The 13,623-nt window shown below is 74.4% G+C and carries 9 protein-coding genes; 3 read left to right on the top strand and 6 right to left on the bottom strand.

From position 1 onward, the window contains the following. Nucleotides 1-393: 393 nt before the first annotated feature. Both pepN and V2J85_RS36145 read right to left on the bottom strand, forming a co-directional pair. Nucleotides 394-2,973, bottom strand: a complete 2,580-nt coding sequence (gene pepN, locus V2J85_RS36150) for an aminopeptidase N (protein ID WP_330823889.1) — start codon at nucleotides 2,971-2,973, stop codon at nucleotides 394-396. Between the two features lie 69 nt (nucleotides 2,974-3,042). After that, nucleotides 3,043-3,918, bottom strand: coding sequence for a helix-turn-helix domain-containing protein (locus V2J85_RS36145; RefSeq protein WP_261952076.1), 876 nt, complete (start codon nucleotides 3,916-3,918; stop codon nucleotides 3,043-3,045). Between the two features lie 219 nt (nucleotides 3,919-4,137). On the opposite strand from V2J85_RS36145, the gene V2J85_RS36140 reads away from it, so the two are divergent. Continuing rightward, nucleotides 4,138-5,937 carry a beta-galactosidase gene (locus V2J85_RS36140; protein WP_330823888.1) on the top strand — a complete coding sequence of 600 codons (1,800 nt, stop codon included), beginning with the start codon at nucleotides 4,138-4,140 and terminating at the stop codon, nucleotides 5,935-5,937. 53 nt (nucleotides 5,938-5,990) lie between these two features. Here the strand turns inward: V2J85_RS36140 and V2J85_RS36135 are convergent, their stop codons facing one another. The 3 genes from V2J85_RS36135 to V2J85_RS36125 all read right to left on the bottom strand — a co-directional run bounded on the left by V2J85_RS36135 (nucleotide 5,991) and on the right by V2J85_RS36125 (nucleotide 10,516). After that, on the bottom strand, nucleotides 5,991-9,092 hold the full coding sequence (locus V2J85_RS36135) for an endo-alpha-N-acetylgalactosaminidase family protein (protein ID WP_330823886.1): 3,102 nt from the start codon (nucleotides 9,090-9,092) through the stop codon (nucleotides 5,991-5,993). A gap of 204 nt (nucleotides 9,093-9,296) precedes the next feature. Next, complete coding sequence (locus V2J85_RS36130) at nucleotides 9,297-9,491, bottom strand: hypothetical protein (protein WP_261952074.1); 195 nt, start codon at nucleotides 9,489-9,491, stop codon at nucleotides 9,297-9,299. Nucleotides 9,492-9,706: 215 nt separating this feature from the next. Beyond that, nucleotides 9,707-10,516: a S1 family peptidase gene (locus V2J85_RS36125; RefSeq protein ID WP_261952073.1), complete on the bottom strand. Its 810-nt coding sequence runs from the start codon at nucleotides 10,514-10,516 to the stop codon at nucleotides 9,707-9,709. Nucleotides 10,517-10,780: 264 nt separating this feature from the next. Between V2J85_RS36125 and V2J85_RS36120 the strand changes: the two genes are divergently transcribed. After that, the gene (locus tag V2J85_RS36120; RefSeq protein WP_330823885.1) at nucleotides 10,781-11,683 is read left to right on the top strand and encodes a hypothetical protein; all 903 of its coding nucleotides are present in this window, start codon (nucleotides 10,781-10,783) and stop codon (nucleotides 11,681-11,683) included. Nucleotides 11,684-11,711: 28 nt separating this feature from the next. Here the strand turns inward: V2J85_RS36120 and V2J85_RS36115 are convergent, their stop codons facing one another. Beyond that, complete coding sequence (locus V2J85_RS36115) at nucleotides 11,712-12,407, bottom strand: alpha/beta fold hydrolase (protein ID WP_261952071.1); 696 nt, start codon at nucleotides 12,405-12,407, stop codon at nucleotides 11,712-11,714. Nucleotides 12,408-12,573: 166 nt separating this feature from the next. On the opposite strand from V2J85_RS36115, the gene V2J85_RS36110 reads away from it, so the two are divergent. After that, nucleotides 12,574-13,617: a LacI family DNA-binding transcriptional regulator gene (locus V2J85_RS36110; protein ID WP_330823884.1), complete on the top strand. Its 1,044-nt coding sequence runs from the start codon at nucleotides 12,574-12,576 to the stop codon at nucleotides 13,615-13,617. The last annotated feature ends 6 nt before the right edge of the window (nucleotides 13,618-13,623 follow it).

Genomic DNA, 13,623 nt, shown 5'->3' with positions numbered 1-13,623 from the left:
GGGGGGGGGGGGGGGTCCCGGGCCGCGGGCATCCGGGGCCGAGGCGGGGTGCCCGGGGCGGGGCATCCGAGGCGGGGCATCCGAGGCCGGGGCGGGGCGAACGGATCTCGTAGGGGTTGCCCGTAGGGGATGCGAAAGCCCCCTGCGGGGCCACAACGTGGGGGCAGGGGGCGGTATTCCGCGCGGGGGGGTGAAGAGACGGGGGGTGGTTCCGGCGGGGCGGGGGGCGGGACCCAGGTGGGGTTCCCAGGGGCCCCGGGGGGGGCGGAAGCCCCCCGGGGTGCGCCCAGGGGCAGGAGCCCCGGGGCGGACGGGCAGGCGGGTGGGCGAACGGAACTCGTAAGGGTTGACCCGTAAGGGGTGGGAAGGCCCCCTGCGGGCCACAACGTGGCGTCAGGAAGCGGTATTCCCGGGTGCGGCAGCCCCAGGGGCCGGGTTCGCGAAGGTGGTGCGGACCCTCAATGCGCGTCGCAGGTCGTCGAGTTGGTCGGTGAGTTTGCGGCGGAGGGCGGGGGTGGGGTTGCGGTCGGTGAGGCAGGCTTCGCCGAGGTGGAGGGTTTCTTCGTCGACGAAGGTGGCGGGGAAGGCGTAGCGGCCGGCGGCTTCGGCGAGGGCGGCGCCGCGGGCGGCGGCGAGGCCGGGGACGTCGGTGAAGTAGCGGGCGACGTAGGGCCGGAGCAGGTCGTGGTGTTCGGGGGCCCAGAAGCCGGTGGCGGTGGCGGTGAAGAGGTAGTTGGAGAGGGCGGTGTCCTCGTCGGTGGTGAAGAGGGCTTCCCAGGCGGCTTGTTTGGCGGCGGGGTCCGGGAGGGCGGCGCGGCAGCGGGCGGCGCCTTCGCGGCCGGTGGCGCTGGGGTCGCGGGCGAGTTCGGCGTCGATCGTGGCGTGAAGTTCGGCGGGGGGCGCGGCGCCGAGGGTGGCGAGCCGGCCGAGGATGCGCCAGCGCAGTTCGGGGTCGAGGTGGGGGCCGCCGGGGACGCTGCCGTCGTCGAGCCAGTCCTGGATGCCTTCGGGGGTGGTGGCGCTGTCGATGAAGGCGCGGACGGCGGTGAGCCGGAGGCCGGCGGCGGTGCCGTGTTCGGGGCCTTCGGTGCGGCGGAGTATGTCGCGGCTGAGGCCGGTGAGGGTGGTCAGGGCGGTGTGGCGGTCGGTGGGGGTGAGGTAGCGGTCGGCGATCTGGGTGCGGGCGAAGGAGAGGACGCCCTGGAGGATGGCGAGGTCGGTCTCGTGCGGGAGGTGGGCGCGGGCGGCGTCGAGGTAGGCGGTGGGGGCGAGTTCGCCGTCGCGGACCATGTCGCGGGCGGCGTTCCAGACGACGGCGCGGGTGAGCGGGTCGGGCAGGCCCGACAGGGCGGCGAGGGCGGTGTCCCAGGAGGCGGGGTCGAGGCGGACCTTGGCGTAGGTGAGGTCCTGGTCGTTGAGGAGGAGCAGGGCGGGGCGGCGGCCGGTGCCGGTGTGGGCGGCGTCGTCGGGGACGTCGAGGGTGAGCGGGGTGCGGGCGACGAGGCGGCCGGGGGTGTGCGGGTCGGGGTCGTAGAGGCCGACGGTGAGGCGGTGCGGGCGGGTGCCGTCCTGGCTGCCGGTCTGTTCGACGGTGAGGTGCCAGTGGCCGTCGGTGTCGCCGACGACGGGGGTGAGGGTGTCGACGCCGGTGGTGCGCAGCCAGCGGGCGGCCCAGGTGTGGACGTCGCGGTGGGTGGCGCGGGCGAGGGAGTCGATGAAGTCGGCGAGGGTGGCGTTGCCGAAGCGGTGGCGGGCGAAGTGGTCGTTGATGCCGGCGAGGAAGTCCTTCTCCCCCATCCAGGCGACGAGTTGGCGCAGGGCGGAGGCGCCCTTGGCGTAGGAGATGCCGTCGAAGTTGAGGAGGGCGGAGGCGGTGTCGGGAACGTCGTCGGGGGCGGGGGCGACGGGGTGGGTGGAGGGGCGCTGGTCGGCGTCGTAGCCCCAGCCCTTGCGGGCGATGGCGAAGTCGGTCCAGGTGTCGGTGAAGCGGGTGGCTTCGGAGAGGACCTGGTAGCCCATGTATTCGGCGAAGGACTCGTTGAGCCAGATGTCGTCCCACCATTGGAGGGTGACGAGGTCGCCGAACCACATGTGGGCCATTTCGTGGGCGATGACCATGCCGCGGGTCTGGCGTTCGGTGTCGGTGACGGCGGAGCGGTAGACGAATTCGTCGCGGAAGGTGACCAGGCCGGGGTTCTCCATGGCGCCGGCGTTGAATTCGGGGACGAAGGCCTGGTCGTAGGAGTCGAAGGGGTAGGGCTCCTCGAAGATCTGGTGGTAGCGGTCGTAGCAGCGGCGGGTGAGGTCGAGGATTTCCTCGGCGTCGGCGTCGAGGTGGGGGGCGAGGGAGCGGCGGCAGTGGATGCCGAAGGGCAGTCCGGCGTGTTCGGTGCGGACGGAGTGCCAGGGGCCGGCGGCGACGGCGACGAGGTAGGTGGAGATGAGGGGGGTGGGGGCGGCTTTCCAGTGGCCCTCCCCCAGGTGTTCGGTGATGCCGTTGGCGAGGACGGTCCAGTTTTCTGGGGCCTGGACGGTGAGGGCGAAGACGGCCTTGAGGTCGGGCTGGTCGAAGGCGGCGAAGACGCGCTGGATGTCCTCCATGAACAGCTGGGTGTAGACGTAGGCCTCGCCGTCGGCGGGGTCGGTGAAGCGGTGCATGCCCTCGCCGGTGCGGGAGTAGCGCATGGTGGCGTGGAGGTGGAGTTCGTGGGGGCCGGCGGTGAGGCCGGTGAGGGGGAGGCGGTTGTCGTCGAGGGTGGCCGGGTCGAGGGGCCGGCCGTCGAGGGTGGCGGTGTGCAGCTCGGCGGGGCGGAGTTCGACGAAGGTGTCGCCGTCGGTGCGTGCGGTGAAGTGGATGACCGTACGGGAGCCGAATCGCTCGTCGCCCTGGGTGAGGTCGAGGGCGATGTCGTAGCGGTGGACGTCGATGTGGCGGGCTCGGGTCTGCGCCTCGTCGCGCTGCAGTTGGGGCATGGTGGCCATGCTGCCGTACGGTCGCTCGGCGGCGCACGGGGGTTTGCCGGGGGCGGTGGGCGGGGCGGGTCAGCCGACGAGGGGTGGGTTGTCGGGGTCGGGGATCTGGGTGGACCAGCCGCCGGGGACGCTTTTGACCTGGCGGTCGCGGAAGCGGACGGGGGCGGTGCCGACGCGGCGGGTGAAGAGGCGGCTGAAGTAGGCGGGGTCGTCGTAGCCGACGCGGCGGGCGACGGCGGCGACCGGGAGTTCGGTGCCGACGAGGAGTTCCTTGGCGCGGCCGAGGCGGATGCCGAGGAGGTAGTCCTTGGGGCTGCAGCCGGCGCCGCGGCGGACGGCGGTGCGGAGTTCGGTGGGGGTCATGCCGTGGCGGGCGGCGTGTTCGGCGACGGAGAGGGGGAGGAAGGCGTCGCGGGCGAGGGCGGCCAGGACGGGGTCGCCGTCGGCGTCGGTGTCGGCGCGGGCGCGGCGCAGGGCGACGAGGAGTTCGTGGACGGCGGCCGCGGTCTCGACGTCGAGGAGGGGGTTGCCGCGGCGGGCGGCGCGGGCGATCTTGCCGATGGCGGTGCGGGCGGGGCCGGTGTCGGCGAGGGGGACGACGGGCCGGTCGGGGTCGATGTAGCCGAGTTCGGTGTAGGTGGCGGTGGCGGGGCCGGTGAAGTCGACGAAGCTTTCGTCCCAGCCGGTGTCGGGGTCGGCGCCGTAGTGGTGGGTGACGCCGGGGAGGATCCAGAGGAGGGCGGGGGCGGTGAGGGTGTGGCGGTGGCCGTCAGGGGTGGTGTACCAGCCGCGGCCGGCGCGGATGACGATGGCGACGTGGTGGTCGAGGGTGCGGGGACCGACCGGGGGGAGGGTGCCGTGCTGGAGGCCGACGCCCAGGCAGACCAGGCCGAGCCGGTGGTGGACCGGGCTCGGGGTGAAGTAGCGCATCCAGGTGTGGTACACGCCGGGGCTCCCGTCGCTCCGTACCGGGCGGTGTCTTCCGGGTCGTTCGGGTCTGGTTGATCCGGGGGCACGCCCTGACCGCTTCCGTCCAAACAACGCCGATCTTTGTCCATGGACCGGCGGGCCGCCAGAGGGCGAGGGTGATCGGTGAGGTGAGCGCGCCCGCGCGTGCCCGGCCGGCCCGGTCGGGCGGGTGCGGGCGGCCCGGGAGGGGGCGTGGTGGCGCGGTTCGTGGTGGGTGAGCGGGATTTCGAGCTGGACGGGCGGCCGGTGCGGTTGCTGTCGGGGGCGCTGCACTACTTCCGGGTGCACGAGGCGCAGTGGGGGCACCGGCTGGCGATGCTGAAGGCGATGGGTCTGAACTGTGTGGAGACCTATGTGCCGTGGAATCTGCACGAGCCGCGGCCCGGGGAGTTCCGGGACGCGGAGGCGCCGGGCCGGTTCCTGGACGCGGTGCGGGCGGCGGGGCTGTGGGCAATCGTCCGTCCGGGGCCGTACATCTGCGCGGAGTGGGAGAACGGCGGGCTGCCGGAGTGGCTGACGGGGCCGCTGGGGTCGCGGGTGCGGACGTGGGACGCGGCGTATCTGCGGGCGGTGGAGGGGTGGTTCGGGCGGTTGCTGCCGCAGGTCGTGGCGCGGCAGTGCACCGTCGCGGGGCCGGACGGGCGGGACGGCCCGGTGGTGATGGTGCAGGCGGAGAACGAGTACGGCTCGTACGGCAGTGATGTGCGGTATCTGGAGTGGATCGTGGGGCGGCTGCGGGAGCTCGGGGTGGAGGTGCCGCTGTTCACGTCGGACGGGCCGGAGGACCACATGCTGACGGGTGGTGCGGTGCCGGGGGTGCTGGCCACCGCGAATTTCGGCGGTGCGGCGCGGGAGGCGTTCGCGGCGCTGCGGCGGCACCGGCCGGCGGGGCCGTTGATGTGCATGGAGTTCTGGTGCGGGTGGTTCGCGCACTGGGGCCGGGTGGCGGAGCCGCGGGAGGCGGCGGACGCGGCCGGGGCGTTGCGGGAGATCCTTCAGTGCGGTGCCTCGGTGAACGTCTACATGGCGCACGGCGGGACGAGTTTCGGCGGGTGGGCGGGGGCGAACCGGGCGGGTGAGCTGCACGACGGGGCGTTGCTGCCGACGGTGACGTCGTACGACTACGGGGCGCCGGTGGACGAGCGGGGGCGGCCGACGGAGAAGTTCTGGCGGTTCCGGGAGGTGCTGGCGGAGTGGGCCGGGGGGCCGCTGCCGGCGGTGCCGGAGCCGCTGCCGGTGCTGTCGTCGCCGGCGGTGGTGGAGCTCGCGGAGTGGGCGCCGGCCGGGGCGGTGATGGACGCGCTGGGCGGGGCCGAGGTGATGGGCGGCGGTCCGGCGACGTTCGAGGAGCTGGGTGTGGACCGGGGGCTGGTCCGTTACCGGGTGGCGGTGCCGGGGCCGCGGGAGGGGTATCCGCTGCGGCTGCGGGGGTTGCGGGACCGGGCGGTGGTGTGTGTCGACGGGGTGCGGCGGGCGGTGGTGGACGGCGAGGACGCGGTGGTGGGGGACGTGGCGGGGCCGGCGTCGGTGGAGGTGTGGGTGCAGTCGCTGGGGCGGGTCAACTACGGTCCGCGGCTGGGTGAGCCGAAGGGCATCACGGGCGGGTTGCTGCACGAGCGGCAGTTCCTGCACGGGGTGCGGTCGCGGGGGCTGCGGCTGGATGCGCTGGAGGGGCCGGGGGCGCTCGCCGAGGTGCCGTTCGGGCCGGTGGCGCGGGCGGCGGGCGGGGCGGGGCTGTACCGGGGGGTGGTGACGGTGGCCGGGCGGCCGGGGGACGCGGAGGTGACGCTGCCGGGCTGGGTGCACGGGCTCGTGTGGGTCAACGGGTTCTGTCTGGGCCGCTATCGGGCGATGGGGCCGCAGCGTTCGCTGTACGTGCCGGGGCCGGTGCTGCGGGCGGGCCGCAACGAGGTGCTGGTGTGGGAGTGGGAGGGCGCCCCGGCCGCTGTGGGGGAAGGGGCCGGGGCGCCCGGTCTGGTGCCCGCGGCGGGTTGACCGCCGCGGGTGGGGAGCCGTGGGGGCGCACCGACCCGCTCCCACGGCCCCGACTACACCTCGCGCACCTCGAAAGAGTCCAGGACGAACTCCGCGGTTCCGTCGTCGCCGATTTTGTGCAGCCCGATCCATGCCTCGCCGGTGGCCGGCGCGGTGAACTCGTAGGTGTGGGTGGCGGGTCGGGTGGCGACGGGGAGCGGGGCGCGGGTCAGTTCGCGGGGTGCGGGGTCGTCGACGGCGGTGATCCAGGCGTACTGGTCGGCGCGTTCGTTCTCGTAGCGGAAGGTCACGCGGTAGCGGTGGCCGGGGGTGAAGCGGACGGTGTGCGGGACGGTGCGGTAGACCAGGCCGGTGTTCTCGCCGCGGGACTTGAGGGACTGGCCGCCGTCGATGACGTCGTCGATGGCTTTGCCGTTCCAGCCGGCCTGGGTGTAGGGGGCGTGCCGCTGGGCGATGTGGGTGCGGGGGTCGGTGCTGCCGCCGGCGTCGCCCTTGACGAAGACGCCCCAGCCCTGGGGGACGTGCTCGAAGTCCTCGTATACGAGGGTGCCCTGCTTGGTGGTGGGGGTGGCGGGGACGACGCGGACGTTGTCGAAGCGGACCCGGGCCGCTCCGGCGGCGGCGGTGAGGGCGAGGGTGGTGGGGCCGCCGCCTTCGGGGACGGTGAAGTGGGTGAAGAGGCGCTGGAAGCGGGTGCCGGACTTGCGGTCGGCGGCGACGTAGTTGCCGGCGGTGGAGGTGTCGGTCCAGTTGGCGGTGGTGAGGCCGTCGGCGGTGCGGATCTCCAGGGCGGCGCGGCGGCGTTCGCCGGGGGTGGCGCCGACCTCGACCTGGACGGAGGCGGCGTAGCTGCCGGGGGCGAGGCGGGTGAGGTTCTGGGCGACGCGGGCGGCCGGGCCGGCGCCGATGACGAGCTCGTGGTCGCCGCGGTCGTTGGCCCGGACGGTGGCCGGTCCGGTGGTCCGCCAGGCGTCGAGGGTGCCGGAGTGGAAGCCGGGGTCGGTCAGCGGGGTGCCTTCGCCCCAGCGGGGGTCGGGCTGGGCGGGGGCCGGGTCGCGGTGGACGACGTACGGGACGCCGGCCTCGGCGGTGAGGGTGATCCGGCCGGCGCGGACCGGCAGCCGGGTGTGCCGGGTGCGGCCCTGGTCGGTGAGCCGGTAGGCGTGCACGGTGGTGGCGGCGGACCAGCCGCGGGGCAGGTCCCAACTCGTGGTGCCGCCGCGGGGGTTGTAGTGGTAGAGCTTGCCGGGGTCGGTGGCGCGGCGGGGTTCCCAGGGGAGCAGGTAGCTGCCGCCGTCGTAGACCAGCCGGCCGTCGGTGGTGATCCGGCGGGTGCCGCCGGTGTCGCTGACGGCGGTGTGGGTGGGGCCCTCGAAGGTGATCTCGTGGTCGGTCCAGGTCTTGATCGGGTAGGCCTGGAGGTATTTGGCGGGCAGGGCGTCGGTCCAGATGATGGCGTAGAAGGCGTGCCAGTCGGTCTTGCCGACCCAGCCCTCGAAGTTGCCCATGCGGCCGCTGCCGAGGAGGGTGGGCCACTTGTTGGCGAAGACGTCCTTGTGGTGGTTGCGCAGGAAGCGGATCAGCCGGGAGTTGATGCCGCGGGAGGTGTCGGGGCCGTAGTCGGTCTCGTTGGCCCAGTGCGACCAGAGGGAGGACCGTTCCAGGCCGTGGCCCCATTCGGTGGCGATCTGCCAGCCCTGGTCGCGCAGATGGCGCTGGAGGCGGTCGGAGTTCCAGCCGGATTCCCGGAAGACGTCGAGGTAGAGGGTGGTCAGGGCGGGGTCGGTCTCCTTGCGGAGCCGGGCGAAGCGGGCGGCGATGGTGCCGGCGACGAGGTCGCGGCGGGCGTCGATGCGGTAGGACTGGTCGAGCCAGTCCCACTGCTTGTCGTCCTTGTTGACGAGCTGCTCGGAGAAGGCGTGCGCGACGGGGTAGGACTCGGTGGCGTTGACGTGCACCGCGAAGTCGCTGTTCCACTTCTTTCCGGCGCGCAGCAGGGTGTTGAGGTCGGCGAGGCCGCCGGCCCGTTCGTTGTAGTTGCCGCCGTAGTCGGGGTGCGCGGAGTCGTGGCCTTCGGACTGGTAGCCCTTGAGGAGGGTGAACTGCCGTAGTCCGTCGGTGGCCAGGGCGATCCGTTTGACGTGGTCGAGGGTGGCGAGGAACGGGTTGGTGGCCTGGCTGGCGAAGTTGAACGGGATGTGCGGGACGACGCGGAGGTGCTGGTCGTCGGCGCCGAGCGGCATGACCATGATGTCGCGCAGGGCGATCGCGGCGTCCTGCCAGTCGATGCGGCCGTCGCCGTTGCGGTCGCCGGTGACGATGACGGTCGCGTACGGCAGCGGGTCGGTGGCTCCGGTGGGCTGGCCGGCCGCGCGGTGGGTCCACTGCCCGGGGGTGAGGGTGGCCGCCACGAAGCCGTCGCCCCGCACGGTCTGCCGCCACAGCCGGCCGTTCTCCCAGGTGGTGGCGCCGGTGGGCTTGTCGTAGACGGTGTTGGTCTCGATGCCGGCGGCCAGTTGGTCGGTGGCGACGACGGCGTAGGCGCAGCCGGTGGGGGCGGCCTCGGCGGGGGTGTGGTCGGTGACCTCGACGAGGGTGTCGCCGCTCTTGGCCTTGTCGAGTTCGATGCGGGCCGCGAGCAGGGTCGCGCCGGGCTGGTCGCTGCGTACGGAGAGCAGGGCGAGGCCGGGGATCTGGAGGGTGCCGATGCGCAGGGCGGGGGTGTCGGCGATGCGGGTGACCCGCCAGGTGGTCCGCCGGTCCTGGACGGTGATCTCGACGGTGACGGTGGTGCCGCCGTCGAAGGTGAGGGTGTAGGTGGCGCGGTCGGCGCGGGCGAGGTGGGTGACCTGGGGGGTGCGGGCGGTGCCGTCGACGAGGACCTGGGTGACCGGGGTGTGCTGGCCGTGCAGGACGGCTCCGGTGGCGCGGTCGGTGTAGGAGACGATGCGCGGGAAGGCGGTGTCGACGCGGACCTCCAGCGCGGCGGACCGCAGCAGGGCCTCGGCGGCGCGGGGCGCGGCCTCGGCGGCGCGGGGCGCGGCCGCGGCGGTGCGGGCGCCGAGCGGGAGGGCCCCGGCGACCGGGGCGAGCGCGGTGGCGGCGACGACCTTTCTGCGGCTGGGCCCGCGCGGGGCACCGGTCTGTTCGTTCACGCGCGCTGTCCTCCTTCGTGCGGCACTGCCTGTCGGCGGACAGCGTGCTGCGGGCGCGGGGGGTGCGCCTATGGACAAAGGAGGGGGAGGTGTTGGACAGATGTGGCGGAGGGGCGGGTCGCGGACCGGGGCGGCGGCGGGGGACGGCGGTCGGTCGGGGGTGCGGCTGGCGCGGTGCGGCCGGCGGTCGGTCGGGGGTGCCGCTCAGCGCGGTGCGGCGGGCGGCCGGGCGGGTTGGGCGGTGCCGGCGGGGCATTCGACGGGTCCGTGGTGGCCGCCGAGCAGGACGTAGGCCAGGGCGGCGGCGGACGCGGCGAGGAGGACGGTGGCGAGGACGGTGGCGCGGCGGTCGCGGTCGGGGTCGGGGCCCGGGGGCCGGGTACGGGGGTCGGTGGGCATGCCGTTCACGCTAGGCAGCCGGGCGCCGCCCGCCCAGGGGCCCTACGGTCATCGGCGGCGGCAACAAGCCCCGGCCGGAGGGGTGAGCTCGGTCCCGGGCGGGGCGGGACGAAGGTCCCGGCGGGCGGGGACCGAGGTCCCGGGCGTCCGGGCACGGCGAAGGGCCCGGGAGCGGCTCCCGGGCCCTTCGGTGCGTGGGTGGTGCGGGGCGGGGGTCAGCCGCCGAGCTCGCCCGCGGCCTTCTTGATGTCCGCGGCGAAGGTGCTCACCTCGGAGTAGACGCCGGGCTTGCCGGGCCGTGCGCAGCCCTCGCCCCAGGAGACGATGCCGACCTGGAGCCACTGGCCGGCGTCGTCCTTGCGGAACATCGGGCCGCCGGAGTCGCCCTGGCAGGTGTCGACGCCGCCGGTGTCCAGCTTGCCGGCGCAGATCTCGTCGCCGGGCGTGAGCTGGTCGCCGTACGCCTTCTGGCAGGTGGCGTCGTCGACGAACGGGACGGTCGCCTTGAGGAGGTAGCGCTGCTGGTCGCCGCCCTCCTTGTCGGCGCCCCAGCCGGCGATGGTGAAGTCGCCGTTGTTGAGCTTGGTGTCCTCGGCGATCTTCAGGGTGGGCTGGTCTATCGGCTTGGCGAGCTTGATCAGCGCCCAGTCCTTGCCCTTGCCGTTGTAGCCGGGGGCCTGCAGCACCTTGGTGGAGTTGACCTTGACGGCGGCGGAGTCCTGGAGGTCCACCACGCCGGCGGTGGCGGTGATGGAGGTGTTGTCGCCGCTTCCGTCGACGCAGTGCGCCGCGGTCAGCACGATGTCCTTGGCGTAGAGGGCGCCGCCGCAGCCCATCGACAGCCGGACCATGAAGGGGAATTCGCCCTGGTCGGCCTTGGTGCCGCCGACGACCTTGGTGTGCACGGAGCCGGACGGGTCGGGTGCGGGGGCGGCGGAGGCGGTGCCGGGCTGGAGGCTGAAGGCCGCCAGGGCGACCGCGCCGAGGGCGGTGGTTCTCGTGAGGAGCTTCCGGTAGCTGCGCAACGGGCTTCCTTTCGTGGGGGGTTGCACGTCGCTGACGAGCCCATGCCAACACCGGAGCCCAGGTGGCCGTCGAAGGATCGATGTGGAGGACGACAGCCCGCCGCTTGGCGTCCGGACCCAGTGGGGGATGAGTCCGTGGAGCGCCCTGTGATTATCCGGAGTGTCAGATCGGGGTGACAAGGGTGCGCATCCGGCCAACTCCCCGCGGCAGCCACGCCCCGAGGGCCGTACCGGACATTCCCGGCGGCGCCGTACAGTGGCCGGATGACGACCGGTGACCGCGGCATCGAGCACGGCTATCCCCACCTCGACACGGTCCGTTCGGCCGTCCACGCGCTGTTCGCCCGGCTGTCGTACGACACGATGAGCACCTTCGGCACCAGCGTGCTGCCGGTCGACGTGGCCTTCGACGACACCGAGGACCTGCATCTCGGCGCCCAGCGGGTCGCCCGGGCGCTGGTGCGGCAGCTGCATCTGCCCGACGCGCGGATCGTGGTGACCTTCCGGGAGATGGAGCACGCCGCGAACGTCGAACTCACCGCGGGGCCCGAGTACTTCATCGAGCTCAACGACCGCTTCCGCTCCCACCGCAAGGACATCGGCGCCGCGCTGGCCCACGAGGTGATGCACGTCTACCTGCACCGCCTGGACCTGTCGTTCCCCGGCACCCGCGACAACGAGATCCTCACCGACACCGCCACCACCTACCTCGGCGCGGGCTGGCTGCTGCTGGACGCCTACCGCGAGCACGGCCCGTTCTCGCAGAAGCTCGGCTATCTGACGCCGGAGGAGTTCGGCTATGTGCTCGCCAAGCGGGCCGCGTTCTTCGGTGAGGACCCGGCGCCGTGGTTCACCAGCCCGCAGGCGTACGACGCGTACACCGCGGGCGCGGCGCGGGCCCGGCAGGACCTGCGACGGCCGCCGCTGGCCGCCGCCGGGTGGGCCGCCCGGCTCCGCTACGCCAAGGACCGGCGGGCGGCCCGGGATCCGCAGCGCTCCGGCCGGCCGTCCGGGCCGGGCGGGGACGACTACGCCGTCGAGGGCCCGGACCCGCTGCGGGTGTCGTTCCCCTGCCCCGCCTGCCACCAGCGCCTGCGCCTGCCGGTGCGGGGGCGGCTGCAGGCCCGGTGCGGGCTGTGCAAGACGCTGCTGGACTGCGACACCTGACGCCTGGCCAGGAGGCCGAAGCCGGCGGCTAGACCCAGCCCTCCAGCCCCGTCAGGAAGCCCTGGAGGTCGTCGCGGTGGATGGTGTGGCCGGCGCCGGGCACGGTACGGACCTCGAAGCCGCGCCGGGTGAGTTCGGCGGCCGCCTCGTCGGTGAAGAGGAACCCCTCCCCCGCGATCTGCACCAGCGAGGGGACGACCGGCTTCTCCGGCGTGCGGTCCGTGCGGTGCTCGGCGGACAGCGCGAGCGCGGTCGCGGTGTCCCAGTCGGCGAGCGTGGCCAGTTCGATGTCGACGTCGGCGTCGGACCAGCGCGGGTTGAAGCCGCGCACCATCGCCCGGTCGGCGTTCTTGAACGGCAGGAACACGGCCGGGTCGACGGGCTGCCCGGTGCGGCCCAGTGCCCAGGCCGGATCGCAGTAGACCGCGCGCCGCGGCTGCAGCCGCTCCACGGCCAGGGAGAGCGCGAGGCCGCCCAGGGAGTGGCCGATGACGACCTCGGGCGCGGCGGGCAGGGTCTCCACGAGGTCCTCGGCGAAGAGTTCGGCGCCGTACTCCCCGCGCGGGCTGCGGCCGTGGCCGCGCAGGTCGACGGCGAGCACGCGGTAGCCCCGTTCGGCGAGCGCCGGGCCGACCCGGTGCCAGGTGCGGTGGTCGGACATCATTCCGTGGACCAGCACCGCGGTCCGGCCGCCGGCGCCCCATTCGTGGGTGTGCAGCTGCATGCCCGTACCTCTCTCCCGTACGTCCGCGCTCCGGTGGGCGGCGCCCCGGGCCGGCTCTCCCCGGCAGAGGGCGCACCCGGCCGACGTTACACGTGTAATTAGGGGCGGGGAACGAGCCGCGCCCGGGCCCGCCGGGCAAAACCCCTGTGCGAGGATGCCCCGCAGGATGACTGACCCAGCCGGCCCCCGGGCCACCCCGACTCCCCCGACCAGCGCGGCCGTTGCCCGGCTCGCCGGGGTCTCGCGCGCGACGGTCTCGTACGTCCTGAACGGCCAGGCCGAAGGCCGGGTCGGGGCCCGCACCCAGGCCAGGGTCCGGGCCGCCGCCGAGGAGCTGGGGTACGTGCCGCACGCCGCGGCGCGGACCCTGCGGGCCGGGCGGGGCAGCATCGTGCTGCTGGCCGCCCCCGCCGACACCGTCCCGGCCTTCGGCCCGCTCTTCACCCGCTTCCTGGCCGGCTTCCAGACCGCGCTGCACGGCCTCGGCTACACCGGCGTGCTGCACGGCGCGCCCGCCGCCTCGCCGATGGCGGCCGCCCGCGCCTGGGCCGAACTGCGGCCGGCCGCCGTACTGGCGCTGCACGGCCCGCCGTTGGACGCCGCCGCGGTCGACCTGCTGCACCGCGCGGGCACCGCCGCGGTCCTCACCCACGGGCCGTCCGCGCCGCCCGGCGCCCATGCCCTGCTGCTCGACCAGCGGGAGGCCGGGCTGCGGGCGGGCGCGCACCTGCTGGCCGGCGGCCGGCGCCGGATCGGGGTGGTCCGGCCCGCCGATCCGGGTCTGGCGGACTTCGCCGGGGCGCGCCTGGCGGGCGTACGGGAGGCGGCGGCCGGCCGGCCCGGCGCCGAGGTGCGTCCGCTCGACCTGGAACCGACCGAGGAGTCCGCGGCCCGGCTGGCGGCCCGCTGGCCCGGGCTGGGCCTGGACGGGGTGTTCGCCTACAACGACGAGTACGCGATGCTGCTGATGCGGGCCCTGCAGGACGCCGGGCACACCGTCGGCACCGGGCCGGACGAGATCGGTGTGGTCGGCGCGGACGATCTGCTGCTGGCCCGGCTGCTGCGTCCCCGGCTGACCAGCGTCCGCGCCGAGATCACCCCGCCGGACCGGATCGCCGCCCTGGTCGCGGCGCTGATCCGCGACCCGGACCGGGCCCCGGCGGTCCACCGGTTGGGCACGTTCCGGGTCGAGGCGCGGGAGTCGGGGTGAGGGGCG

The sequence above is a fragment of the Streptomyces bugieae genome (genome assembly GCF_036352915.1).
In the GTDB taxonomy this organism is placed as follows: domain Bacteria; phylum Actinomycetota; class Actinomycetes; order Streptomycetales; family Streptomycetaceae; genus Streptomyces; species Streptomyces endophytica.
Note: the sequence above shows the minus strand (reverse complement) of the source record. Positions and strands in the feature narration are given on the sequence as shown.